The 23,292-nt window shown below is 71.4% G+C and carries 25 protein-coding genes, 1 tRNA gene and 1 pseudogene; 13 read left to right on the forward strand and 14 right to left on the reverse strand.

Annotation, left to right across the window (positions count from 1 at the left end; genetic code table 11):
* The first annotated feature begins 50 nt into the window (after positions 1 to 50).
* Complete coding sequence (gene malQ / locus CFK41_RS10290) at positions 51 to 2,174, forward strand: 4-alpha-glucanotransferase (RefSeq protein ID WP_096799567.1); 2,124 nt, start codon at positions 51 to 53, stop codon at positions 2,172 to 2,174.
* Here malQ and CFK41_RS10295 read toward each other — a convergent pair.
* The 4 genes from CFK41_RS10295 to CFK41_RS10310 all read right to left on the reverse strand — a co-directional run bounded on the left by CFK41_RS10295 (position 2,161) and on the right by CFK41_RS10310 (position 4,786).
* Positions 2,161 to 2,634 (reverse strand): S-ribosylhomocysteine lyase, encoded by a 474-nt coding sequence (locus CFK41_RS10295; protein WP_096799568.1) that lies wholly within the window; start codon positions 2,632 to 2,634, stop codon positions 2,161 to 2,163. The genes malQ and CFK41_RS10295 overlap by 14 nt on opposite strands.
* A gap of 86 nt (positions 2,635 to 2,720) precedes the next feature.
* Complete coding sequence (locus CFK41_RS10300) at positions 2,721 to 3,266, reverse strand: LysR substrate-binding domain-containing protein (RefSeq protein WP_096799569.1); 546 nt, start codon at positions 3,264 to 3,266, stop codon at positions 2,721 to 2,723.
* 9 nt (positions 3,267 to 3,275) lie between these two features.
* Positions 3,276 to 4,079 carry an alpha/beta fold hydrolase gene (locus CFK41_RS10305; RefSeq protein WP_096799570.1) on the reverse strand — a complete coding sequence of 268 codons (804 nt, stop codon included), beginning with the start codon at positions 4,077 to 4,079 and terminating at the stop codon, positions 3,276 to 3,278.
* Entirely contained in the window at positions 4,076 to 4,786 is a 711-nt protein-coding gene (locus CFK41_RS10310; protein WP_096799571.1) for an alpha/beta fold hydrolase, read from the reverse strand. The genes CFK41_RS10305 and CFK41_RS10310 overlap by 4 nt, the downstream gene beginning before the upstream one ends.
* Positions 4,787 to 4,861: 75 nt before the next feature.
* On the opposite strand from CFK41_RS10310, the gene CFK41_RS10315 reads away from it, so the two are divergent.
* Positions 4,862 to 5,209, forward strand: a complete 348-nt coding sequence (locus tag CFK41_RS10315; protein WP_096799572.1) for a hypothetical protein — start codon at positions 4,862 to 4,864, stop codon at positions 5,207 to 5,209.
* 9 nt (positions 5,210 to 5,218) lie between these two features.
* Here the strand turns inward: CFK41_RS10315 and CFK41_RS10320 are convergent, their stop codons facing one another.
* Positions 5,219 to 5,536, reverse strand: coding sequence for a helix-turn-helix domain-containing protein (locus CFK41_RS10320; protein WP_096799573.1), 318 nt, complete (start codon positions 5,534 to 5,536; stop codon positions 5,219 to 5,221).
* Positions 5,537 to 5,583: 47 nt separating this feature from the next.
* On the opposite strand from CFK41_RS10320, the gene map reads away from it, so the two are divergent.
* Positions 5,584 to 6,360, forward strand: a complete 777-nt coding sequence (map, locus tag CFK41_RS10325; RefSeq protein WP_096799574.1) for a type I methionyl aminopeptidase — start codon at positions 5,584 to 5,586, stop codon at positions 6,358 to 6,360.
* Positions 6,361 to 6,372: 12 nt separating this feature from the next.
* On the opposite strand, the gene CFK41_RS10330 is transcribed toward map, so the two are convergent.
* Positions 6,373 to 6,765 carry a winged helix-turn-helix transcriptional regulator gene (locus CFK41_RS10330; RefSeq protein WP_227873039.1) on the reverse strand — a complete coding sequence of 131 codons (393 nt, stop codon included), beginning with the start codon at positions 6,763 to 6,765 and terminating at the stop codon, positions 6,373 to 6,375.
* A 118-nt stretch (positions 6,766 to 6,883) separates the two neighbouring features.
* Here CFK41_RS10330 and CFK41_RS10335 point away from each other — a divergent pair, with 118 nt between their 5' ends.
* Positions 6,884 to 7,555 (forward strand): FMN-dependent NADH-azoreductase, encoded by a 672-nt coding sequence (locus tag CFK41_RS10335; protein ID WP_227873040.1) that lies wholly within the window; start codon positions 6,884 to 6,886, stop codon positions 7,553 to 7,555.
* A 103-nt stretch (positions 7,556 to 7,658) separates the two neighbouring features.
* On the opposite strand, the gene CFK41_RS10340 is transcribed toward CFK41_RS10335, so the two are convergent.
* From CFK41_RS10340 to CFK41_RS10360, 5 genes and pseudogenes are all read right to left on the reverse strand, one after another.
* Positions 7,659 to 7,731, reverse strand: a tRNA-Ala gene (locus CFK41_RS10340).
* An 88-nt stretch (positions 7,732 to 7,819) separates the two neighbouring features.
* Positions 7,820 to 8,707, reverse strand: a complete 888-nt coding sequence (locus tag CFK41_RS10345; protein ID WP_096799577.1) for an inositol monophosphatase family protein — start codon at positions 8,705 to 8,707, stop codon at positions 7,820 to 7,822.
* A 99-nt stretch (positions 8,708 to 8,806) separates the two neighbouring features.
* A pseudogene (locus CFK41_RS10350) lies at positions 8,807 to 8,944 on the reverse strand (D-arabinono-1,4-lactone oxidase); the annotation flags it as partial.
* 90 nt (positions 8,945 to 9,034) lie between these two features.
* The gene (locus CFK41_RS10355; RefSeq protein ID WP_096799578.1) at positions 9,035 to 9,934 is read right to left on the reverse strand and encodes a hypothetical protein; all 900 of its coding nucleotides are present in this window, start codon (positions 9,932 to 9,934) and stop codon (positions 9,035 to 9,037) included.
* Positions 9,935 to 9,970: 36 nt separating this feature from the next.
* Positions 9,971 to 10,597, reverse strand: a complete 627-nt coding sequence (locus tag CFK41_RS10360) for a GNAT family N-acetyltransferase (protein WP_096799579.1) — start codon at positions 10,595 to 10,597, stop codon at positions 9,971 to 9,973.
* A 93-nt stretch (positions 10,598 to 10,690) separates the two neighbouring features.
* On the opposite strand from CFK41_RS10360, the gene CFK41_RS10365 reads away from it, so the two are divergent.
* From CFK41_RS10365 to CFK41_RS10385, 5 genes are all read left to right on the forward strand, one after another.
* On the forward strand, positions 10,691 to 11,338 hold the full coding sequence (locus tag CFK41_RS10365; protein WP_227873041.1) for a 5-formyltetrahydrofolate cyclo-ligase: 648 nt from the start codon (positions 10,691 to 10,693) through the stop codon (positions 11,336 to 11,338).
* Between the two features lie 74 nt (positions 11,339 to 11,412).
* Positions 11,413 to 11,748, forward strand: coding sequence for an FmdB family zinc ribbon protein (locus tag CFK41_RS10370; protein ID WP_096799581.1), 336 nt, complete (start codon positions 11,413 to 11,415; stop codon positions 11,746 to 11,748).
* A gap of 102 nt (positions 11,749 to 11,850) precedes the next feature.
* The gene (locus tag CFK41_RS10375; RefSeq protein ID WP_096799582.1) at positions 11,851 to 12,483 is read left to right on the forward strand and encodes an SAF domain-containing protein; all 633 of its coding nucleotides are present in this window, start codon (positions 11,851 to 11,853) and stop codon (positions 12,481 to 12,483) included.
* A 68-nt stretch (positions 12,484 to 12,551) separates the two neighbouring features.
* Positions 12,552 to 12,965 (forward strand): large conductance mechanosensitive channel protein MscL, encoded by a 414-nt coding sequence (mscL, locus tag CFK41_RS10380; protein ID WP_096799583.1) that lies wholly within the window; start codon positions 12,552 to 12,554, stop codon positions 12,963 to 12,965.
* Positions 12,966 to 13,018: 53 nt separating this feature from the next.
* Positions 13,019 to 13,933 carry an HhH-GPD family protein gene (locus CFK41_RS10385; RefSeq protein WP_096799584.1) on the forward strand — a complete coding sequence of 305 codons (915 nt, stop codon included), beginning with the start codon at positions 13,019 to 13,021 and terminating at the stop codon, positions 13,931 to 13,933.
* Between the two features lie 27 nt (positions 13,934 to 13,960).
* On the opposite strand, the gene CFK41_RS10390 is transcribed toward CFK41_RS10385, so the two are convergent.
* From CFK41_RS10390 to CFK41_RS10400, 3 genes are all read right to left on the reverse strand, one after another.
* Positions 13,961 to 14,470, reverse strand: a complete 510-nt coding sequence (locus CFK41_RS10390; RefSeq protein WP_096799585.1) for an amino-acid N-acetyltransferase — start codon at positions 14,468 to 14,470, stop codon at positions 13,961 to 13,963.
* A complete protein-coding gene (locus CFK41_RS10395) occupies positions 14,467 to 15,267 on the reverse strand; it encodes a DedA family protein (protein WP_096799586.1) in 801 nt (266 codons plus the stop codon). The genes CFK41_RS10390 and CFK41_RS10395 overlap by 4 nt, the downstream gene beginning before the upstream one ends.
* A gap of 164 nt (positions 15,268 to 15,431) precedes the next feature.
* On the reverse strand, positions 15,432 to 18,014 hold the full coding sequence (locus tag CFK41_RS10400) for an ATP-dependent Clp protease ATP-binding subunit (protein WP_096799587.1): 2,583 nt from the start codon (positions 18,012 to 18,014) through the stop codon (positions 15,432 to 15,434).
* 401 nt (positions 18,015 to 18,415) lie between these two features.
* Between CFK41_RS10400 and CFK41_RS10405 the strand changes: the two genes are divergently transcribed.
* From CFK41_RS10405 to CFK41_RS10420, 4 genes are all read left to right on the forward strand, one after another.
* Positions 18,416 to 19,369 (forward strand): carbohydrate ABC transporter permease, encoded by a 954-nt coding sequence (locus CFK41_RS10405; protein WP_096799588.1) that lies wholly within the window; start codon positions 18,416 to 18,418, stop codon positions 19,367 to 19,369.
* A 6-nt stretch (positions 19,370 to 19,375) separates the two neighbouring features.
* Positions 19,376 to 20,377 (forward strand): ABC transporter permease, encoded by a 1,002-nt coding sequence (locus CFK41_RS10410; RefSeq protein WP_096799589.1) that lies wholly within the window; start codon positions 19,376 to 19,378, stop codon positions 20,375 to 20,377.
* A gap of 122 nt (positions 20,378 to 20,499) precedes the next feature.
* The gene (locus CFK41_RS17750) at positions 20,500 to 22,275 is read left to right on the forward strand and encodes a type 2 periplasmic-binding domain-containing protein (RefSeq protein WP_151904730.1); all 1,776 of its coding nucleotides are present in this window, start codon (positions 20,500 to 20,502) and stop codon (positions 22,273 to 22,275) included.
* Positions 22,276 to 22,457: 182 nt separating this feature from the next.
* Positions 22,458 to 23,189: a DUF624 domain-containing protein gene (locus CFK41_RS10420; protein ID WP_096799590.1), complete on the forward strand. Its 732-nt coding sequence runs from the start codon at positions 22,458 to 22,460 to the stop codon at positions 23,187 to 23,189.
* Positions 23,190 to 23,292: the final 103 nt, after the last annotated feature.

Raw genomic sequence — 23,292 nt, forward strand, 5'->3', positions numbered from 1 at the left:
TCCGCTGAGCACGGGCGTCGACACGACGGCGGGGCCACTACCATGACGCCATGGACCCGGATTCCTCAGCGTTGCGTGATCTCGCCCGCGACCTCGGCGTCAGCACCCGGTACTGGGGCTGGGACGGCGCACAGAAGGATGTCGCCGATGACACCCTCCATGCGATCCTCGCCGCCCTCGGCACCCCGGTGCAGGGCGAGGAGGACATCACCGCGGTCCGTCTCGAGCGCGAGCGCTCCCCGTGGTCCCGCACCCTGCCGCCGGTCACCGTGATGCGGGAGGACGTCGCGACCACCGTGCCGGTCCACGTCGACCACGGCACGGCTGTGCAGCTGCACCTGCTGCTCGAGGACGGCGGACGGCGGGACCTCGAGCAGGCGGAGGACAACACCCCGCCCTTCGACCTCGACGGGACGCTGCGCGGGCGCGCCCGCTTCCATCTCCCCGCCGCTCTCCCGCTGGGATGGCACCGGCTGGTGGCCGAGAGCGAGCAGGGCCCGGCCGAGGCAGACCTGGTGGTGACCCCCTCCCGCCTCACCGTCCACGAGCAGTACGCCGCGAAGCGGGCCTTCGGGCTCCAGGCGCAGCTCTACTCGGTCCGCTCCGAGCGCTCCTGGGGCCTCGGCGATCTCGCCGACCTGCGCGATCTCGCCGCGATCGGCGGCGCCCGCCACGGCGCGGACTTCCTCCTGGTCAACCCGTTGCACGCCTCCTACCCGACCCCTCCGGTCGAGCCCTCCCCCTATCTTCCGGTCACGCGCCGGTTCACCGGTGCGCTGTACCTGCGCATCGAGGACGTCCCCGAGCATCGCGAGCTCACCGACTTCGCCCGCCAGCGCGTCGCGCTCCTGCGCGAGCGGGTCGCCGGCTGGAACGACCGGGTGGACCGCCTGGAGCGGGACGAGGTGCTGGCGGCCAAGCTGGAGGCGCTCGAGGAGCTGTACGCGGTGCCGCTGACGGCAGGGCGCCGCGCCCTGCTGGACGCCTATCGCACCCGGGAGGGGCAGGGGCTCGAGGACTTCGCGCTGTGGTGCGCGATCGCGGAGTCTGTGCGGGGCACGGCCGACGAGCCCCGGCTGCGGGATCTCGACGAGACCTTCCTCGAACAGGCGCGCCAGGAGCTGGCGGACCGGGTGGACTTCCATGTCCGGACCCAGTGGCTGCTGGACGAGCAGCTGGCCGCCGCCCAGGCCGCGGCGCTGTCGGCCGGGATGCGGATCGGGATCATGCACGACCTCGCCGTGGGCGTGGAGCAGGTCGGCGCGGACGCCTGGCGACTGCGCGAGGTGCTCGCGGAGGGTGTGGGGGTCGGAGCTCCGGCCGACCAGTACAACCAGCAGGGCCAGAACTGGCACCAGCCGCCGTGGCACCCCGAGCGGCTGCGCGAGGCCTCCTACCGGCCGTGGCGGGACATGCTGCGCACGCTCATGCGCCATGCCGGCGCGCTGCGGATCGATCACGTGCTGGGGCTGTTCCGGCTCTGGTGGATCCCGGAGGGCCATGAGGCGTCCGACGGCGCCTACGTCTCCTACGACCACGAGGCGATGATCGGGATCCTGGCCCTCGAGGCGCAGCGTTCGGGCACCCTGGTGATCGGCGAGGACCTCGGCACCTTCGAGCCGTGGGTGCGCGACCACCTGGTGGACCGCGGGATCCTCGGCACCTCGATCCTGTGGTTCGAGGCCGACAGGGAGGGCGCTCCGCTGGTACCGGAGGACTACCGCACCCTGTGCATGGCCTCGGTGAACACCCACGACCTCCCGCCGACGGCCGGATACCTCGCGGGCGACCACGTGGCCCTCCGCCACGAGCTGGGCCTGCTCGAGCGGGATCTGACCGAGGAGCTCGCCGCCGACGCCGCCGGACGCGAGAGCGTGCTCGACCTGCTGCGCGCGGAAGGGCTGCTCGAGGCGGGGGCGGACATCGAGCAGACCGTGCTCGCCCTGCACCGCCATCTGGCGCGGACCCCGTCGCTGCTGCTGGGGGTCTCGCTCGTGGACTGCGTGGGCGAGCGGCGGATCCAGAACCAGCCGGGGACCGACGAGGAATACCCCAACTGGCGGATCCCGCTCGCTGACGCCGCCGGCGCTCCGGTGTCGATCGACGACATCGCGACCGACCAGCGCACCGCGCGCCTGCTGGCGGCGGTGCGCGAGGGGATCAGCTCGCGGTGACCTGACCCCAGGCGTCCCGCTGGTCGAGGAACTCGCGTGCGGCGGCCTGCGCTCCCTCGAGGGTGTGGTGGGCTCCCCAGCCGCACTGGACCTCGTTGGCCGCGGGGACCTCGTCGGCCGCGATCAGGTCGCGCAGGGTCGCCTCGAGGACCGGGGCGAAGCTCTCCGCGGTGTGGTCGCCGACCAGCAGCACATAGAAGCCCGTGCGGCAGCCCATCGGCGAGACGTCCAGGACGTCCTCGGAGTGGTTCCGCATGTGCTCGGCCATCATGTGCTCGAGCGAGTGGACCGTCTCGGACTCCAGGTGCGCGACGTTGGGCTGGGTGAAGCGCACGTCGAACTTCGTGAGCACGTCGCCGCCGGGCAGCTCCTTGCGGTCGGCGATGCGCACGTAGGGCGCGGCGACGGTGCGGTGGTCGAGGTTGAAGCTCTCGACGTTCATGCGGGGCTGCTCGGTCATCGGTGATGCTCCTTCGGAGGTGTCAGGGGGTGAGGGCGGGCGGGACGGTCTGCGCCCGTCGGCGGGCGGGTCGACGGGTCGGGCGGTCAGCGGCTGGAACGGGAGGTGCGGCCGCGCACGACACCGACGAACTCCTGGCGCACCGGGTCATCGGCCGCCCGGGGCCAGGCCAGGGCGATGCGGGTGGGCTCGGCGTCACGGAGGATCCGGGAGGCGGCGTCCTTGCGATGGTGCAGGCGCGCCAGGGAGAGCGGGACGCGGGTGTAGCCGACCCCGCTGGCCGCGACGGCGATGCGCTCCGCGGCGTCGTCCGGGTGGGCGGCGGGGATCTCCGTCTCGCCCTCGAGATCCTCCGCGGAGACCTCGTCGAGCAGGCTGAGCACGTCGTCCCCGCTCACCACGATCGCGGCCCGCTCCTCCCACAGCGGCACCATGTGCAGCTCCTCGGCGGTCAGCGGCAGGCGCACGAAGCACATGTCGACCTCGCCGGCGGCGAGCGCCTCGTGCTGGCGCGAGAGCGGAATCGGGACCAGCTCGAGCCAGGCCTCCCGTCGGCCCGACTTCCAACGGCGCATGAAACGGTCGGGCTCTACGCCGGGGACGAAGCCGACGCGCAGGGTGGTGGGGTCCATGGGCCCAGCCTACGGCCCGACGGGCGCTGTGCCCTGCTCCCTCTCGGCGCGGGCGAGGACCCGCAGCAGGTCGGTCGCGAAGCGGCCGGGCCGCTTGAGGTTCACCATGTGGTCCCCGTACTCCAGCAGTTCCACCCGACCTCGCGGCGCGGCGGCGGCGAAGCTCCGCTCGTGCAGGCGCAGCTGATCGCGACGGCCGTGCAGGAAGGTGACCGGCACGGGGATCCGGCGCAGGTCGGCGCGCAGGTCCAGGGAGGCGACCGCGGCGAAGGCCGGGGCGATGACGGAGGGGTCGGCGCGGCCCCCGCGCAGGTAGGCCCTGGCGCCGTCGGGCCCGAGGATCCGGAGGAAGAGGTCGCCGTCACCGCCCGAGCCCATCCGGGGATCGAGGTCGGTGGCCCGCATGAGCCGTCCGTACCAGCGTGCGACGCGCGGCGCGGGCTGGAGCGCCGCTCCGCAGGCGGTCAGCGAGCCGAGCACGCGCGGGCCGGCGCCGGATCCGTCGCCGAGTCGGGTGGCGGAGTGGACCGCGAGCATGCCGCCGAGCGAGCTGCCCACCAGGTGCACCGGCATGCCCGTGTGCTCATGCGCGCGGCGGACGGCCGACTCGATCGCCTCCTCCGCCGCGTCGAGGGTGAACGCTTCACCGCGCCGCGCGCCGTGGCCCGGGAGGTCAGGGGTGTGCACGCGGTGGCCGGCAGCGCGCAGGGCCGGGAGCTGGAGGTCCCACTGGCTGTGCGAGGTGCGCGTGCCGTGGACCAGGACCACGGGCCAGGGGCCGGCCTGACCGAGGGGTCCCCGGGCAGCGCTCACACCGCCACACCCGCCCGCGCGCGCTGGTGCAGCAGCTTCGCGAAGCGCTTGGGCCGGGAGAGGTTCGCGATGTGGCCGGCGTCGGCCAGGATCACCAGCTCGCCGTCGCGGGCGGCCTCCACGAACAGTGCCTCGTGGCGGCGGAACGGGTCGTGCTCGCCGTTGACGAAGGTGATCGGGACGTCGATCGCTGCGACATCGGCGAGCAGGTCCAGGCTGCCGATCAGGCTCACCACCGCGCGCACCACGCCATGGGCGCGACCGCCTCCGTAGTACCGCTTGGCGGCCTTGCGGGTGTGCTGACGAGCGAAGGCACGGGCGACGCGCGCGTCGGAGTCCCCGGGCAGCCAGTCCTTCATGGAGATCCACAGCCCGTACAGCCGGGCCTTCGCCGGCCCCGGGACGATCGTGCAGTCCGCGGCGACGACGCCCGCGAGCCGGCCCGGCCGGGTGCCCGCCCAGTGGAGGGTCAGGTAGCCGCCGAGCGAGAGGCCCACCAGCAGCGGCGGCTCGGCGCAGCTCGAGACGGCCTCGTCGAGGGTGGCGAGCGCCCCGTCGAGGGTGAACTCCTCGTCGCGGCGGTGGCCGTGGCCGGGCAGGTCCGGGGCGATCACCTCGTAGCCGCGCTCGCGCAGTCGGCGGATCTGTCCCTTCCACATGGTCCGCGAGGAGCGGACGGCGTGGACGAGGACGATGCTGCGGGTCATCGGTCCGTCTCACGGGCAGCTGGCATGGCTCGATCCTAGCCACATCCTCGGCCCCGACCCGGATAGCCTTCGGCCATGCCCAGCTACCGCCTGCACGTGCCCATCGGCACGCTCCACCCCGGCTCCTCCCCCGCCGACGTCATGGAGCAGGCGACCGCCGCTCTCGGCACGCTGCACGTCATCGAGCAGCAGGAGGTCGAGGCGCCGCTGGTGGCCGGCAGGCGGGTGGGCAGGGTCGCGCTGCGCTTCGCGGTCGAGGCGAGCACTCGCGCCGACGAGGACGCGGCGGCCCGACATGCCCTCGCCGTGGTCATCGAGCATCTGGAGGACACGGGCGCCCAGGTGGGGCCGCCGAGCGCGGTGGTGCTCACCCGTGGGGCGGGAGGCCGCTTCCATCCGATCCCGACCGGCAGCACCCGCTGAGCGGCCTGTTCAGAGCGCGGTGAGACGGGACCGGGTCCGACCGGTCGCGATCACCTCGTCGGCGTCCCCCGGCTCCGCCGGATCCTCGTGCGTCGCCCGGTCCCAGAGCGTGTCGAGCGAGATCCCGAGGACCTGCGCGAGCGCTGCGATCGTGGGGAACGCCGGGGTGGCGATGCGCCCGGTCTCGATCTTGCGCAGCGTCTCCGGGGACATCCCGGCCTCGAGCGCGGTCTCGAGGATCGATCGGTCGCCGCGTGCACGGCGCAGCAGTGCGCCAAGGCGGCGTCCTCGGGCGATCTCCTCGGGGCTGAGCGGAAGTCTGACCATGGAGCCGATACTAGTACCGGTACTTCATGGCCGGTATTATCATCCGCATGATCGAGATCCTCACCCCCGCCCAGCTGGACCGCGCCCGCGACACCGGCCATCTCGTCGGCACCATCCTGCACACGCTCCGCGCACGGACCGGGGTCGGGACGAATCTGCTGGAGATCGACCGCTGGGCGAAGGAGATGATCCTCGAGGCCGGCGCCGACTCCTGCTACGTCGACTACGCACCCTCCTTCGGCCGCGGACCCTTCGGCCATCACATCTGCACCGCGGTCAACGACGCCGTGCTCCACGGCAAGCCGCACGATCGGCGTCTCGCCGACGGAGACCTGCTCACCCTCGACCTCGCGGTGTCGCTGCGAGGGGTGGCGGCCGATGCCGCGATCAGCTTCGTGGTCGGCGGAGAACGCGACGCGGAGGACGAGCGGATGATCTCGACCACCGAGCGGGCGCTGGCCGCAGGGATCGCCGCCGCGGAGCCGGGCGCCCGGATCGGCGACCTCTCGCACGCGATCGGTTCGGTGCTCGCCGAGGCGGGCTATCCCATCAACCTCGAGTTCGGCGGGCACGGGATCGGCTCCACGATGCACCAGGATCCGCACATCGCGAACAGCGGGCGCCCCGGCCGCGGCTACCGGCTGCGCCCCGGGCTGCTGCTCGCGCTCGAACCGTGGGTCATGGACGGCACCGACCGGCTCGTCACCGACGCCGACGGATGGACCCTGCGCAGCGCCAACGGAGCACGGACCGCGCACAGCGAGCACACGATCGTGATCACGGCCGACGGCGCCGAGATCCTCACGCTGACGCCGGGGCGCTGACCGCTCCGGGATTCACCGAGACCCAGAGGCCGCCGCGCCTCGCTGCTCCTCGACGGAGGGATCCCAGCGGCGGGCGTAGTGCGCGATGGGCTGGAGGGAGCGGAGGAGATCCATGCCGCGCTCGGAGAGGCGGTAGGTGATGCTGACCGGCGTGGTCGGGGCGACGATGCGGAGCACGAGGCCTCCTTCTTCGAGCTCGCGGAGCCGGACGCTGAGCATGCGCCCGGAGAGTCCGTCGACGCGATGCTGGATCTCCGTGAACCGCTCCGCACCCATGGCCATCGCGAGCAGGATCCCGCTGGACCAGCGCCTGCCGACGATCTCCATGACACCGGAGAGCCTGCCGCACTCCTCGTCCTTGATCCGCAGGGGCGGGGCGGGGGCTGGGGCTCGGTCCGTGGTCACTGACGAAAGGTAAGTAGGTTACGTGGAGTTTGTCAAGGAGTCCGCTCCGCTCGATCCTGGGAAGCGTGCCCGATCACCACCATCGGCCGGGCCGCTCAGCGCATGACCATCACAGGAGTTGACCACCTTGTCCCTGCTTCGCCTCGACGCTTCCATCCGCCACGACGGCTCCGCCAGCCGTGCCCTCGCCGACGTCGCCGAATCCTCCTGGCGCGAGAACGCCGACGACACCCGCAGGGCGCACCGTGAGATCGGCACGGCCCCGCTCCCCGGCGACGCCTGGGCGCTGGCCCTGGCCGCCGGAGCGACTCCGGAGGAGGACCGCACCCGGGCGCAGCAGGACGCGCTCGGCCTCGCCGGGGCGCTCGTCGACGAGCTGGTGGAGGCGGACGCCTACCTGTTCGCGGCACCGCTGTACAACTACGGCGTCTCCCAGCACTTCAAGGCCTATGCCGATCTGGTGATCGCCGATCCCCGCATGGCCCCGGGGCTCACCCCGGTCACCGCGGGCAGGCCCGGCGTCCTCGTCACGGTGCAGGGCGGGAACTACTCACCCGGCAGCCCGAAGGAGGGGTGGGACCACGCGACCGCCTGGATGCGTCGCCTCCTCGAGGACGTGTGGCAGATCGACCTGGAGGTCGTGAGCCGCGAGTTCACCCTCGTGGGCGTCAACCCCGCGCTGGACGCTTTCACCGAGGCAGCCGAGGAGATCCGGACCACCGCCGAGGACCTCGCGCGCCGCTCCGGACGTCGGCTCGCGGAGCGACAGCTCGAGACCGTGGGCCGCTGACCGGCCCTCGGAGCCCGGACCTGCTGTCCCGACACGGGGCCGCATGACGAAGGAACCCTGCACCGCGGAGATGCGGTGCAGGGTTCCTTCGTGCTTCCTGCGGTGGAGCTAGGGGGATTCGAACCCCCGACCTTCTCATTGCGAACGAGACGCGCTACCAACTGCGCCATAGCCCCATGTCGCTGTGCGACCTCGACAGATTAGCATCGCCCCGGTGGTGCTGTCGCATCGAGCTCGACGCCTTGACGAAGGTCACAGGCGCGATCAGCTCCGCGGGACGCGCAGCTCCTGCAGTTCGTCCTGCAGGGCGTCCAGCACCTCGATCCGCTCCTGGCCGGTGCACGCGACGTACGCGGGCTGCAGGTGATCGGGCCCCTCCACGCCCTCGACGCCGGGCCAGGTGCGCAGCGATCCGCCGGCGCGGCGCAGGATGTGGAATCCGGCGGCCACGTCCCAGGCGTTGATCATGGTCAGCGCGGTCGCGTCCGCCCAGCCGGCGGCGACGTAGGCGAGCTCGATGGCCGCCGAGCCGAGGTGGCGCACCGCGGAGACCTGCTCCTCGAGCGCTCCGAGGCCGCGCGCCGCATACTCGGGGAACTCGGCGCGGGTGCGCTGGCCCGGGTAGCCGGAGAGCACGAGGGCGTCGGCCGCGGGACGGGTCGAGCGAGGGCGCAGCACCGTGCCGTTGAGGGTGGCGTCGCCGTCGGCGGCGGCGAAGACCTGGCCGAGGATCGGTGCGTCGATCACTCCGGCGACCAGCTCGTCGTCGATCGCCACACCGATCGAGATGCAGAAGATGGGAAGCCCCGCGGCGAAGTTGCTGGTGCCGTCGATCGGGTCCACGTAGAAGCTCACCACCTGCCCGTCGCCTCCGTCGGCCTCCTGCTCGGCGGGACGCTCCCCTCCCTCCTCGCCGATGATGCGCGCGGTGGGCAGGAGCCGCCGCAGCTCGCCGACGATGATCTCCTCGCTGGCCTGGTCGTGCTCGGTGACGATGTCATGGCTGGAGGTCTTATACTCGCGCTCGAGCGCGTCGCGGTCCAGTCCGCGGATGTATTCCGCGGCGGCGTGCGCGGCGGTGAGCGCGATGTCCAGCAGCTGCGAGGGCGTGGGGATGTCGGCGGGCGAGGTGCGGGGCGCGGTGGTGTTCATCTCGATCAGGCTAGCCCGGCCCGCTCGACGGCGGGCGGGCGGACACGGTGCGGACCGGGACCGGCCATGGACGAGCTGCGGGCGGCCGGGCCGCCCGGCTCAGCCGAGCAGATGCCGGAGGCAGGGGCTCATCAGGAGCCCGTCCGGATCCGCCGCGGCGCGCACGGCGCGGAAGTCCTCGAAGCGCGGGAGCAGCGCGGCGAGCTCGCGCCGGCCGAGCCAGTGCAGCTTGCCCCGGTGCGGTCGAGCACGGCCAAGGGCCGCTCGTCACAGCCCTCGCGGGCCAGCAGCGCCGCCAGGGCGCCGATGTCCCCGAGCGCCCTCATCTCAGGCTCGGCGGCGGGCGAGGATGTCGTCGAGGTGGAGGTCCTGTGCCGGGGCGAAGGCCTCGTCCACGGCCTCGAGCTCCTCGACCCGCTCGTTCTCGAGCGGGACGGAGGTGGCGAGCATGCTCTGGCGGTGCGCCGCATGGCGGGTCGCGAGGTCGTCGACCTCGCCGCGCAGTGCGTAGGAGGGGCGCGGCACGGGACGCGGGGTCCACTCGCCGGGTCGCGCGACCTGCTCAGCCGCACGCTGCTCGGCCACCTCGAGGTCGGCACGCGGCGCGGTGGGGGCCGCCGGGCCCTGATCCGCCGGAGCCTGCGTGCCCTGCGGCGCCGCCGCGACCGCGGGCTGCTCGACGGCCTCACGCCGACGGGCGGTCTCTGCGCGTGCCCGCTGCTCGCGGGCGCGGGTCGCCGCACGGGTCAGCCGGGCGCGCCTCTGCAGCTCGGCGCGGCGCAGACCCAGGAGGTAGACGCCGAGTCCCGCGATGCCGAGCAGCGGAATCCACCAGCTCACGATCTGAAGCACGGCGAGGAGCACGAGGGCGGCCGTGACCGCCAGCAGGCCGCCGAGGACCAGTCCGAGCGCCCGTCGCGAGCGCGAGCGCTCCTCGACGGGATCCATGCGGTTGCCGGGATCCGCGTCGAAGCGCGGGCGGCGTGTGGGATCGGCGGGACGCAGGAGCAGGCGGTCCTGGGACATGGGCGGGTTCACCTCGGAGGACGTGCGGCGGGCGTGGACGGCCGCGGAGAGGTCCCGCGCCTGGGAGGACATCTCGGCCTCGTCGGCGGCGCGGGCTCGGCCCATCACCTCACGGCGACGTGCGGTGCGCGGCAGGGCGTAGCCCAGCCACAGCAGCAGCAGGATGCCGAAGAGGACGGCTCCGAGATTGATCGACTCCACACCGACACCTTAATGACACCGCTGTGATTCCCCAGGTCATGTCCTGGGCGTGTCGGAAGGAAACTCATCACGGAGCCGGCGCAGCACGCCGCGGCCGTCGTCCCCGGTGGCGACCTCCTCGGCGGTGAGGGCGAAGACGAGATGGTCGCGCCAGGCCCCGTCGACGTGGATCGCCGCACGGCGCAGCCCCTCCTCGCGCAGATGCAGCTTCCGGACGACGCGCAGGCTCGCCTCGTTCTCGGGTCGGACGGTGACCTCGATGCGATGCATCCCGAGCTCCGCGAAGAGGTGGTCGATCAGCAGCGCCGCCGCGCGCGGCACCACGCCGCGCCCCGCCTCGTCGCGGTCGATCCAGTACCCCAGCACCGCGGTGCGCAGCGCACCATACTGGAGGGGTCCTGCGGTGATCTGCCCGACCAGCCGGCCGTGGACCGTGATCACCATCGGCAGCGCGAGCCCCAGCCGGGCCTGCTCCTGGTTCCACCGGCGCAGGACGCGGAAGTCGACCCGGCGGGGACCATGCTCCGGGTCCGTCGCGTCCCAGGGGCGCAGCCAGCCGGCGTTGCACTCCCGCAGCCGATCGAAGGCCGCGCGATCACGACGGCGCAGCGGACGCAGCGTCAGCTCTCCGTCGTGAAGGGCCACCGGCCACACATGAACCATCGCGTCATCGTAGACGGCTCCGGCCCTGGTCCCGGGGCACTGCGGCCCGGACGCGCCGTGCCGTGCGACCCTGAGGTCATGGACGAGCAGGCGATGAGAACTCGCAAGCAGGAGCAGCGGCGACAGCTGCGTGCCCGCCGTGCCGCCACCTACGCCGGCCCGGGCGGCGCCGCTCGCCGAGAGGCGGAGGGCAGACGCCTCATGGAGCACGCGGCGCCGGTGATCGCCGCCGTCGAGGACTCGGCCGCCGCCGCCCGGGCCGTGGGCGCCCCGCCACCGCTCGTGGCCGTGTACCACCCCACGGCGACCGAGGCCGACGTGCTGCCGCTCGCCCGTCGCCTCGCCGCCGCCGGGGCTCGCCTGGTCTTCCCCGCCGCGGCCGGGGAGGAGCTGGAGTGGATCCTCTGGGACGGCGCCGCGGACTTCCACGACTCGCCCGGTCGGGGCTTCGGCCGGGAGCCCGCGGGAACACGGCTCGGCACCCGCGCGCTGGAGGCGGCGGCGCTGGTGCTCGCACCTGCCGTCGCGGTGGACCGCTCGGGGACGCGGATCGGGCACGGCGCCGGCTACTACGACAGGGCGCTCCGGATGCTCCCCGTCGGGGCGCGCGTGGTGGCGGTCATCCACCCCGATGAGCTGCTGCCGACCAACTCCCTGCCCCGCGACCGGCACGACGTGCCGATCCCGGAGGTGCTCACCGCCGACGGGCTCGTCTCACTGATCACGTCCGCGGGCATGTGAGCGCCTCGCGGTCGTAGACTCTCCTCCGGTCGCCCGCGCGCGACCCATACTTCGAGAATCCCGGAGGATCCCGCGTGCCCACGTACGTCTACGCCTGCAAGAACTGCGGCCACCGCTTCGAGCAGTACCAGAGCTTCAGCGAGGACTCCCTGCTGACCTGCCCCGAGTGCACGCAGGACACGCTGCGCAAGGTATTCGACTCGGTGGGCATCGTGTTCAAGGGTCCGGGCTTCTACTCCACCGACTCCGCGACCTCCGGCGCCTCGACCTCGTCGTCGAGCAGCTCGTCGAGCCAGGCCGGCTCGTCCTCCGAGTCCGCCGCCCCCGCGAGCACCGGAGCGGGCGCCTCCGACTCCTCCTCGTCCTCCACCGCGTCCTCGAGCTCCCAGCCCGCCGCCGCGGCCTCCTGAGCGACGCCGGGGAGCCGGTCACCGTTCCTCCCCAGGGACCCGCCGTCCACCACGGATCCGCGCCGTGAGCGGTGCGTCCCAGCACGTGCCTAGCGTGAGCGCATGCTCTCCCGCCTTCGCTCCCACCTCCCCCTCTGGCGTCGCGCCCTGCGTCGCCGCCGCCGCCTCCTCGCCGTCCTGGCCGCCGCAGCGCTGGTCGCGGCCGTGGTCCCCGGCCTCCTGCCGCCGTCCGCCCGTGGGGTCGAGATCGTCGTCGCCGGCACCCCGATCCCGGCGGGCACCGTGCTGGCCGCGAAGGACCTGAGCACCGCGCGGGTCGCGCCGTCGCTGGTCCCCGAGGGCGCCCCGCGCGCGATCGACGAGGTGATCGGCCGCACCGCCCGCCTTCCCCTGGAGCCCGGCACTCCCCTCCTGGCCGGGACCCTCGAGGGCGAGGGCGGGGTGCACATCCCCGACGGGTCGGTCCTGATGGTCGTCCCGGTGCCCGCCGCGCTCGCCCCGCATCTGGGAGCGGGGAGCGAGGTCCTGCTCCTCCCTCTGGACCCCACAGCGACTCCCGGCGCGGAGATCCCCGCCCGCGTCGTCGAGATCGTCGCCCCGGAGCCCGGAGCACCCGCCCTCGGTGGGACGACCGGGACGACAGAAGCCCTGGTCGTGGTGGAGGAGTCGAGGTCGCGAGAAGTGGCTCACGGCGCGGCGTCGGCCGGGTTGCTTGTGTCTGTGATCGGTTCGTGATCCGCTAGAGTCCTCACGGGCCGTCCGCGCGGCTCTCCCCACATCCCCGACCCCAGTAAGGAACACCCATGAAGGGTTTCAAGGACTTCGTCATGCAGGGCAACGTCATCGACCTCGCGGTCGGTGTCGTCATCGGCGGTGCGTTCACCGCACTGATCGGCGCCTTCGTCGACAACCTGATCCAGCCGGTCATCAACGTCTTCGGCGGCGGCAACGTCAACGGGCTCGCCTTCAAGATCACCAATGACTCGACCCTGGTCGACATCGGCGCGATCCTCTCGGCCGTCATCGCGTTCCTGATCACCGCCGCGGTCGTGTACTTCGTCTTCGTGCTGCCGATCTCCCACGCGCGCAAGCTCGACCGCAAGCGTCGTGGCCTGCCCGAGGAGGAGGAGACCGCGGTCTCCGAGGACATCGTCCTGCTCACCGAGATCCGTGACGCGCTCACCGCGCAGCGCGGCGGGAACACCCCCCAGGTCTGAACATCGTGAACGGTGCTGCGGCACCCTCTTCCACCGGCGCGGGCCGGAGCCGCATGGCTCCGGCCCGCGCCGTCGTCGTGCCCGCCGACAGGACCGCCCGTGCGGAGGACCGCGAGATCGACGCGGTGATCGCCTGGTTCGCCGACGAGGGCAGGGACCTGCCCTGGCGGCACGAGGGGGTCTCCGCCTGGGCGATCCTCGTCTCCGAGGTCATGCTCCAGCAGACCCCTGTGGTGCGGGTGCTCCCCCGCTGGCGGGAGTGGATGGAGCGGTGGCCCGAGCCGGCCGATCTCGCCGACGCCCCCACCGCCGAGGTGCTGCGCTGCTGGGACCGCCTCGGCTATCCGCGCCGGGCCCTGCGCCTGCAGGAGTGCGCTCGGGCCATCGTCCGCGAGCACGGCGGGCGGGTGCCCCACGGCGAGGAGGCGCTGCGCGCACTGCCCGGGATCGGCGAGTACACGGCCGCCGCGGTCACGGCCTTCGCCCACCACGGACGGGCGGTGGTGGTCGACACCAACATCCGCCGGGTCCTCGCCCGGAGCGTGCTCGGTCGGCCGGTGCCCGATCGCTCCTACAGCGCGGCGGAGCGGGCCCTGGCCACGCGCAGCCTCCCGGCCGAGCAGGGTCGGTCGGTCGCCTGGAACCAGGCCGTGATGGAGCTCGGCGCCCTGGTCTGCACCGCCCGCTCGCCCCGCTGCGAGCTGTGCCCGCTGAAGGCCCAGTGCGCCTGGGTCGCGGCCGGCCGGCCCGCCGCGGAGGAGGGCTCGAGGCCGCGCCAGGCCTTCGAGGGGACGGACCGCCAGATGCGCGGGAAGATCATGGCCGTGCTGCGTCAGGACGGCTCCTCGCGCGAGGCGCCGCTGTTCGCCCTCGATGCCGAGGATCCCGCGCGGGTGCGGCGCTGTCTGGAATCGCTGATCACCGACGGGCTCGCCGTGCGGAATGGTGCCGAGGTGCGGCTTCCGTGAGGGCCCGAGGTGCCCGCGCGCCGACGGTCAGCCGGCGTCGTGCAGGGACCGGATCATGCGCGTGTTGCCGAGGGTGTTGGGCTTGACCCGTGCCAGGTCGAGGAACTCCGCGATGCCCTCGTCGGGCGAGCGCAGGAGCTGGTTGTAGATGTCGGGGGCGACCGTCTCGCTCATGACCTCGAAGCCGTGCCGGGAGAAGAACTCCACCTCGAAGGTCAGGCAGAAGACGCGGTCCAGGCCGAGGCCGAGCGCCCGCTCCAGGAGGGCGTCGAGCAGTCGGTGGCCGAGGCCGGTGCCGCGCTGCCCCTCGTGCACGGCCAGGGTGCGCACCTCGGCGAGGTCCTCCCACATCACGTGGAGCGCACCGCAGCCCACCACCTCCCCGGACTCGTCGATCGCGACCAGGAACTCCTGGACCGACTCGTAGTAGGACACGAGGTCCTTGCCCAGCAGGATCCCGGTGTGGGTCATCGGCTCGACGAGGCGGTTGATCCCGCGCACGTCCGCCGGCAGGGCGGGACGGATGGTGATGCTCATGCGGGGGTGTCCTCTCCTCGGGCGGGGCTGAGGGGCGATTCGGCACGGGCCTCGGACACGTGCTCGCCCACGGGCTCCGTCACATGCTCCGTCTCCGTGCGCGCCGCCGGCTCGTCGTCGGGCGCCACGTGGGATGCGGCCGCCGCCTCACGGCGCTCGGCCCGTCGGTCCAGCGCCCGGTGCAGGACCGCGATCAGCCTCTCGGCCACGAGAGCCATGACGACGGCGGCGACCAGGGCCACGCTGATCGCGAGCAGGTGGTGGTCGGCGAACCAGGCCCCGGCGATCGCCCCGATCGCACAGGAGTACGCGGCCCACACGAAGGTGGACAGCAGCGAGCGGGGCCAGAAGTTCTTGTGGGGGTAGTGCACGGCGCCCGCCACGAGGTTGACCGCCGTGCGGCCGAAGGGGATGTAGCGCGCCGTCATGAGGAACACCAGCGCGCGCTTCTCCAGTCCGCGCTCGGCCGCCTCGACCGCGGCTCGGCCCTTGCCCTCGCGCAGGAAGCGGAACCGGTTCACGCCGACCTTGCTGCCCAAGAGGTAGCCGAGGTTGTCCCCGGTCCACGCGCCCATCCAGGCGGCGAGCCCCAGGAAGATGATCGAGGGCCGCCCGGAGCTGGACCACAGCGAGGACAGGGTCACGATCGTCGACTCGCTGGGCACCGTCGGGAAGAACCCGTCGAAGGCGGCGAAGAGGTACACCATGATGTGGACCCACCAGGCGTCGGCGACGCCGAGGATCCAGTCCTCCATCTGTCCCGTCAGGGACAGCAGCCAGTCGATGGTGTCGCCCATGCGTCCTCTCCGTCGAAGGCCCGCCGCGCCGCCGGGATCCCGGGGCGCGTCATGGCAGATGTCCTGGTCGCGTGGACCCGGAGCGGTGGAGCTCGCCGTCCGACGGAGGTGTCGGGGCGAGCAGCGGTGCCGGCCCCGCTTTCAGGCGGGACCGGCACCGGCGATCAGGAGGCGCTGGCCTCCGCGCTGCTCGACTCCGGGGAGCCGGTTCCATCGGCATGGGTGAGATCCTCGGCGCGGGCCTGGGTCATCGACTCGACGTCGACGACCTCGGAGATCGCCTGGAGCTCGCCGTCCGCCGAGCGGCGGGCGAAGGTCAGCTCGCCGAGCAGGCCCTCCCCCTCCGCGTCGACGACGATCTCGTCGCCGACCTGGATCTGGCCGAACAGGATCCGCTCGGAGAGCGAGTCCTCGATGTCGCGCTGGATCGTGCGACGCAGCGGCCGTGCACCGAGCACCGGGTCGTAGCCCTTCTCCGCCAGGAGGTCCTTCGCCCCGGCCGTGAGGGTGAGCGCCATGTCCCGGTCGCGCAGCCGGCTCTCGAGCTTGGCGATCTCCAGATCGACGATCTGGACGATCTCCGTCTTGGAGAGCTGCGGGAAGACCACCACGTCGTCGACGCGGTTGAGGAACTCGGGCTTGAAGTGCTGCTTGAGCTCCTCGTGGACCTTCGACTTCATCCGCTCGTAGTCGGTGGAGAGGTCGCCGCCCGCGGTGAAGCCCATGGACACGCCCTTGGCGATGTCACGGGTGCCGAGGTTGGTGGTCATGATGATGATGGTGTTCTTGAAGTCCACCACCCGTCCCTGTGAGTCGGTGAGACGACCGTCCTCGAGGATCTGCAGCAGCGAGTTGAAGATGTCCACATGGGCCTTCTCCACCTCGTCGAAGAGCACCACGGAGAACGGCTTGCGGCGCACCTTCTCGGTGAGCTGGCCGCCCTCGTCGTAGCCGACGTATCCGGGAGGCGAGCCGAACAGGCGCGAGGCCGTGTGCTTCTCGCCGAACTCGGACATGTCGAGCTGGATCAGGGCTTCCTCGTCGCCGAACAGGAACTCCGCCAGCGCCTTGGCCAGCTCGGTCTTGCCGACGCCCGTGGGGCCGGCGAAGATGAACGATCCACCCGGACGCTTGGGGTCCTTGAGACCGGCGCGGGTGCGACGGATCGCGCGGGAGATGGCCTTGATGGCCTCGTTCTGCCCGATGACGCGCTTGTGCAGCTCGTCCTCCATGTGGAGCAGCCGCGAGGACTCCTCCTCGGTGAGCTTCACGATCGGGATGCCGGTGGAGGCGGCCAGCACCTCGGCGATGACCTCCTCGCTGACGGTGGTCACCGCGTCGGACTCGCCGTGGCGCCAGGCGGTCTCCTTCTCGTCGCGCTCGGACTTGAGCTTCTGCTCCTCGTCGCGCAGGGAGGCGGCGAGCTCGAAGTCCTGTCCGTCGATCGCCTCCTCCTTCTTCTTCCGCGACTCCTCGATGCGGGCGTCGAACTCCTTGAGCTCGGGCGGCGCGGTGAGGCGGCGGATGCGCAGGCGGGCACCTGCCTCGTCGATCAGGTCGATCGCCTTGTCCGGGAGGAAGCGGTCGTTGACGTAGCGGTCGGCGAGGTTCGCCGCGGCCACCAGCGCCGCATCGGTGATGGTCACCTTGTGGTGCGCCTCGTAGCGGTCGCGCAGGCCCTTGAGGATCTCCACGGTGTGGGCCACCGAGGGCTGATCCACCTGGATCGGCTGGAAGCGGCGCTCGAGCGCGGCGTCCTTCTCGATGTGCTTGCGGTACTCCTCGAGGGTGGTCGCCCCGATGGTCTGCAGCTCGCCACGAGCCAGCATGGGCTTGAGGATGCTGGCGGCGTCGATCGCGCCCTCGGCGGCACCCGCACCCACGAGGGTGTGGATCTCGTCGATGAACAGGATGATGTCGCCGCGGGTGCGGATCTCCTTGAGCACCTTCTTCAGGCGCTCCTCGAAGTCACCGCGGTAGCGGGAGCCGGCGACCAGGGAGCCGAGGTCGAGCGTGTAGAGCTGCTTGTCCTTGAGGGTCTCCGGCACGTCGCCGGCGACGATCGACTGGGCCAGTCCCTCGACCACGGCGCTCTTGCCGACGCCGGGCTCGCCGATCAGCACCGGGTTGTTCTTGGTGCGGCGCGAGAGCACCTGCATCACGCGCTCGGCCTCCATCTCGCGCCCGATGACCGGGTCGAGCTTGCCGTCGCGGGCGGCCTGGGTGAGGTTGCGACCGAACTGGTCCAGCACGAGCGAGCCCGCGGGCTGCCCCTCGGCGGGGCCGCCGGCGTTGGCCGGCTCCTTGCCCTGGTAGCCGGAGAGGCGCTCGATGACCTCCTGGCGCACGGCCGACGGCTCCGCCTTCAGGCGTGAGAGCACCTTGACCGCGGTGCCCTCACCCTCGCGGAGCAGGCCGAGCAGGATGTGCTCGGTGCCGATGTAGTTGTGGCCCAGCTGCAGCGCCTCGCGCAGGCTCAGCTCGAGCACCTTCTTCGCACGGGGCGTGAAGGGGATGTGGCCCGAAGGGGTCTGGTTGCCCTCGCCGATGATGTCGCGCACCTGCTCGCGCACGGCGTCGAGGGTGACGCCGAGGGCCTCGAGGGCCTTGGCGCCCACGCCCTCGTTCTCGTGGATCAGGCCGAGCAGGATGTGCTCGGTGCCGATGTAGTTGTGGTTCAGCAGGCGTGCCTCGTCCTGCGCCAGGACGACGACGCGGCGGGCGCGATCGGTGAAGCGTTCGAACATGAGTCCTCCCCCGTCAGGTGGTGGTGATGGATCGAGAGTACGCGGATCCGGAGAGGATGCGCCCCCTGTTCGCCGCTGGCGTGACGGCTGTTCGCCGTCGGCATGACGGCCGGGGCCTCCACCTTCGGTCCGTCCCGCCCTCCATGACGCCTCAGGGACGGCACGCCCGCGACCGGACGTCGTCCGATGTCGGCCGCAGCCGGGCGAGCGCCGGCCGGACGACCGAGGAAGGTGGTCACCATTCCTAGGATGTCTGGCGTCCCGATCGCAGCGATCGGCCCTCCAACAGCACGTCGACGCCCACGTTACGCCCTCGTGATCGCCGAACTGTTGACACACCTCGGATCTTTCCTCAGTATGAGCCTGTTCACCTCGACGTAGAGGCTCTCGGAAGGAACCGAATGGCGACCATCGCACCCGTGGGACCGTCGGCAGCCCCCGCTGCCGAGACCCGACCATCGCGCCGGATCAGGGAACCGCGCTCGGACCGCATCCTCAACGTGGTGCTCCTGGTCGTCCTCAGCCTGTTCACCCTGACGATCATCTACCCCTTCGTCTACATCGTCAGCGCCTCCCTCTCCTCCCCGCAGGCGGTGTCCTCGGGAGAGATGTGGCTGTGGCCGATCGACTTCAGCCTCGACGCCTATCAGGCCGTGCTGGACTACCCCGCGATCCCCCGCGGGTTCCTCAACTCGCTCCTGTACTCCGGTGCCTCCATGCTCTTCGGCACCGCGATCACCATCGCCGGCGGCTACGCGCTCTCGCGCCGCGACCTGGTGGGACGCAACGCCATCACCTTCGCCTTCATCCTCACCATGATGTTCTCCGGCGGCATGATCCCGACCTACCTCGTCGTGAACTCCCTGGGCCTGCTGAACACGATCTGGGCGATGATCATCCCCACCGCCGTGAGCGTCTGGCAGCTGATCGTGACGCGCACCTTCTACCAGACCACGATCCCGCTGGAGCTCCTCGAGTGCTCCCGGATCGACGGCGCGAGCGATCTGCGCTTCTTCCTGCAGATCGCGATCCCGCTGTCGAAGCCGATCATCGCGGTGAACCTGCTGCTGTACGGCGTGGCGACCTGGAACTCGTACTTCAATGCGCTGATCTACCTCACCGACGAGGACCTCTACCCGCTGCAGCTGGTCATGCGGAACATCCTGCTGGAGAACTCCTTCGACCCCTCGAAGATGGCCAATGCCGATCCCGAGCGGATCCTGGCCATGCAGCAGCTCGCCGACAAGCTCAAGTACGCCCTGATCATCATCGCCTCGATCCCGCCCCTCATCGCCTACCCGTTCGTGCAGAAGCACTTCGTCAAGGGCATGATGATCGGCTCCCTGAAAGGTTGAGCGACCATGAGCTCACAGCAGACCGACTTCGTCGACCAGCTCCGCGTCGATGACACCGAGCGATCGAAGCGCACCGTGGCCCTCGAGGGCCAGCGGAAGGTTCCGCTGCGCACCCGCATGAAGCACTCCTGGCAGCTCTACCTGCTGGTGGCGCCGGCGATCATCTGGGTCGTGATCTTCGCGTACTGGCCGATGTACGGGATCCAGATCGCCTTCCGCAACTACACCCCCGTCGGCGGGATCACGGGCTCGGAATGGGTGGGCCTGGACCACTTCACGCGCTTCGTCACCAGCCACAACTTCGGGCTCCTCCTGAAGAACACCCTCGTGCTGGCCGTGTACGAGCTCGTCGCCGGCTTCCCGATCCCGATCATCCTGGCGCTGGCCCTGAACGGCGTCCGTCAGAAGTACTTCAGCCGGGTCGTCCAGCTCATCACCTACGCCCCGAACTTCATCTCGGTGGTGGTCGTCGTCGGCATCCTGGTGATGCTCCTGGATCCGCAGACGGGCATCGTGCAGCACATGCTCGGCCTGCTGGGGATCGAGGCGCCCGCGTTCCTCACGGATCCCTCCTGGTTCCGGCACACCTACGTCTGGTCCGGGGTCTGGCAGACGGCCGGGTTTAGCGCGATCATCTACCTCGCCGCGCTCAGCTCCGTGCCGCCCGAGCTCCACGAGGCCGCGAAGGTGGACGGCGCCTCGCATCTGCGCCGCATGTGGCACATCGACGTGCCCGCCATCATGCCGATCGCCGTGGTGCTCATGATCCTCAGCGTCGGCTCGATCATGAGCGTCGGCTTCGAGAAGGTCCTGCTGATGCAGAACCCCCTGAACCTCACCGTCTCGCAGGTCATCGACACCTACGTGTACGAGGTCGGCCTGAAGAGCCCGATCCCCCAGTACAGCTACGCGACGGCCATCGGCCTCTTCCGCAGCGTCATCGGGCTGATCCTGCTCGTCGCCGTCAACGCCTTCGCACGCCGGACCGCCAAGGCCGGCCTCTTCTGAGCCCTCCCGGTGGGGCGGCTCCGGCCACCCCGCCCTCCCCGCGCCCCGTCGATCGCCAACGCGGCGCCCTTCGAACGAGCCCTCCCCCCTCCCCGCCCGGGATCGCACACCAGGAGCACACCATGAACACCACCCCCCGCACCTCCGTGAGCCGGCGCGGCTTCCTCGGACGGGCCGGCGCCGGCGTCGCCGCCGCCGCCGTCGTCCCGACCGCCCTCGCCGCCTGCGGCAAGAAGTCCGACGCCGCCGACGAGGAGGTCGTCGGCGGAGCCGACTACGAGCAGGGCAGCGCCGAGCTCACGGTGCAGCTCGGCGAGGAGATCGAGGGCATCAACTATCCGCCCGAGTACAAGGGCCCGAAGGCGCGCAAGCTCGAGCCCTTCGGCGACGGCACGACCGAGTTCACGATGCTCGGGCGCACCATCCCGGACCTCGACTACTCCTCGAACTACTACGCCCAGCACCTCGAGGAGACGACCGGCGTCAAGGTCTCCTACCAGCCGGTCCCGCTGGGCGAGGACGGCACCACCAAGGTCAACGCCATGCTCTCCGGCGGCGACCTCCCCCACGCGCTGATGACCGGCATGAGCCTGTTCTCCGTCTCGCAGGTCTCGGTCTACGGCCAGCAGGGACTGTTCCTGCCGCTGGACAAGCTGATCGACGAGAACGCCCCGCACATCCGCGAGATGTTCGACCTCTTCCCGGAGATGCGCTCCCAGTTCACCGCGCCCGATGGCCGCATGTACGCCGTGCCGTCGATGAACGACTGCTATCACTGCAAGTCCTCGAACGTGCGCACCTGGTACAACACGCGCTGGGCGAAGGCGGTGGGCGCCTCGGCCCCGCAGTCGCTCACGGAGTACGAGGCCCTCATGGAGGAGTGGAAGTCCTCGGACGAGGTCCCCTCCGACGCTGCGCTGACCGTGACGGACTCGTCCACGATGATGAACCTGTTCAACTTCTTCCTGGGGTCGTTCACCGAGGTGAGCTCGACCAACATGCTCCTGCGCGACGGGAAGGTCAGCTGGGTCCCCTCGGAGGACGCCTACCGAGAGGGCATGATCTGGATCCAGGAGCAGTTCACGAAGGGCCACTTCGCCCCCGGGATCCTCTCGCTCACCCCGGAGCAGTACCAGAAGCTCGGCGACTCGCCGGACGGGCCGCAGTTCGGCGTGATCAGCGGTGCGTCGCAGGGCTCCTTCACCGCCGCGGCGGACATGACCGATCCCGAGTCGGTGGCCCGGATCATGCAGCCCCTGGCCCCGCTCGAGGGGCCCGGCGGGGTCCGCACCTGCGACTGGGACTGGTACCAGATCGGGTCCCCGAACTTCGTCATCACCAGTTCCTGCCCCGACCCTGTGCAGATGATCCGCTGGGCGGACTACCAGTTCGAGCTCGGGCTGACCACCTCGATGGGCCGCGGCGAGCAGGGCAAGGGCTGGGACTACGCCGACAAGGGCCTCGTCGGCATCGACGGCGAGCAGGCCGTCTACGAGGTGCTGCCCGACGGCGCGGAGCTGAAGAACCAGAGCTGGTGGGAGTGGGGCCCCTTCTTCAAGTCGATGTCCCAGCGCCACAGCGAGGCCGTAGAGGAGGGCTCGACCTCGATCGAGCCGTCCCTGTACGAGGCCGGCAAGGCCTATGAGCCCTACCGGATCGACAAGGAGCTCAAGGTCCCCACCCTCGCCTTCGACATGGAGCAGTCCGCACAGGTCGGCGAGGTCGAGGCGAACCTGACCCAGCAGCTCACGCAGAGCTTCGCGTCGATCGCCACCGGCAAGGCGGACATGACCGAGGACGCCGACTGGCAGGCGCACGTGGAGCAGTTCAACGCCATCGGGGTCGAGAACCTGCTCTCCCTCTACCAGGAGGCGTACGACGCGCAGCACGGAGCGTGAGCACAGGGCGCCCGCGATCGCTCCGGCCCGGCCCGGCCCGGGTCGATCGCGGGCGTCCCGCCGCGCTCCGGGAGGGACTGCGGATCCGTGAGCGAGGCGAGCCCGAGACGGCCGGTCCCCGCGGAGTCCCACGGGCTCGACGAAAGGAGCGGGCCCCTGTGACGCGGGCTACTCTGGGAGGCATGAGTCGACGACCTGGACCGAGCGGTCCCTCCGAGGTTCCGGCGTGGGTCACGCGCGGCAACGAGGCGATCGAACGCGTCCTGCTCCTGATCCGGATCTCGCTCCTCTGGGCGCTGCTGAGCCTGCTGGGCCTCGTCGTGCTCGGCGTCGCGCCGGCGAGCGTCGCCGCCGCCGATGCGCTCATCGCCTCCCGCCACGGCGCGGCGGTGAAGGTCCTGCCGACCATGTGGCGCAGCTACCGCGAGCACCTGGTCACCTCGAACCTGCGGATGCTCCCGCTGCTGGTGGTCCAGGTCGGCTCCGCGGCGATGCTCTGGATCGTGATCAGCGGCGGAGCGCCTGGTGCGGTGGGTGCGTACGTGCTGGGCGGAGCGGCGATGGCGAGCCTGTCGTGGGCCACCGCGAGCCTCGCGGCGATCGTGGCGGTGCCCCGCATCCGCCGGCAGGACGTCCTGGTCACCTGGCGCCTGGCGCTCCTGGTGCCCGGGGCGACCCCGATGCGGTTCCTCGCCCTCACCCTCTGCCTCGGCATCTGGATCGCGCTGTGCTCGCTGCTGTGGCCGGTCGCCGTGCTGCTCGGCGCCGGCGCCGCGATCGATCTCGCCGTGAGCCTGCTGGGCCGTCGGCTCGAGCTCCTCCTGGAGGATCTCGAGCGGTCCGCCGCCGGGGCGTCCGCCTCGCGCACAGGCGCCGGCGGGAGCTCCGCGCGGGAGGCCGCCGCCCCGCGGTGACCTCGCCCGACCCTCTGATCGACCTCCCGGCTCGACGGGATACCCTGGACGGCACGACCGCTCGGTGGCGCGCAAGGGATCGAAGGTCCGGCGCCGGGCGCGA

It is taken from the genome of Brachybacterium ginsengisoli (assembly GCF_002407065.1).
Taxonomy (GTDB): domain Bacteria; phylum Actinomycetota; class Actinomycetes; order Actinomycetales; family Dermabacteraceae; genus Brachybacterium; species Brachybacterium ginsengisoli.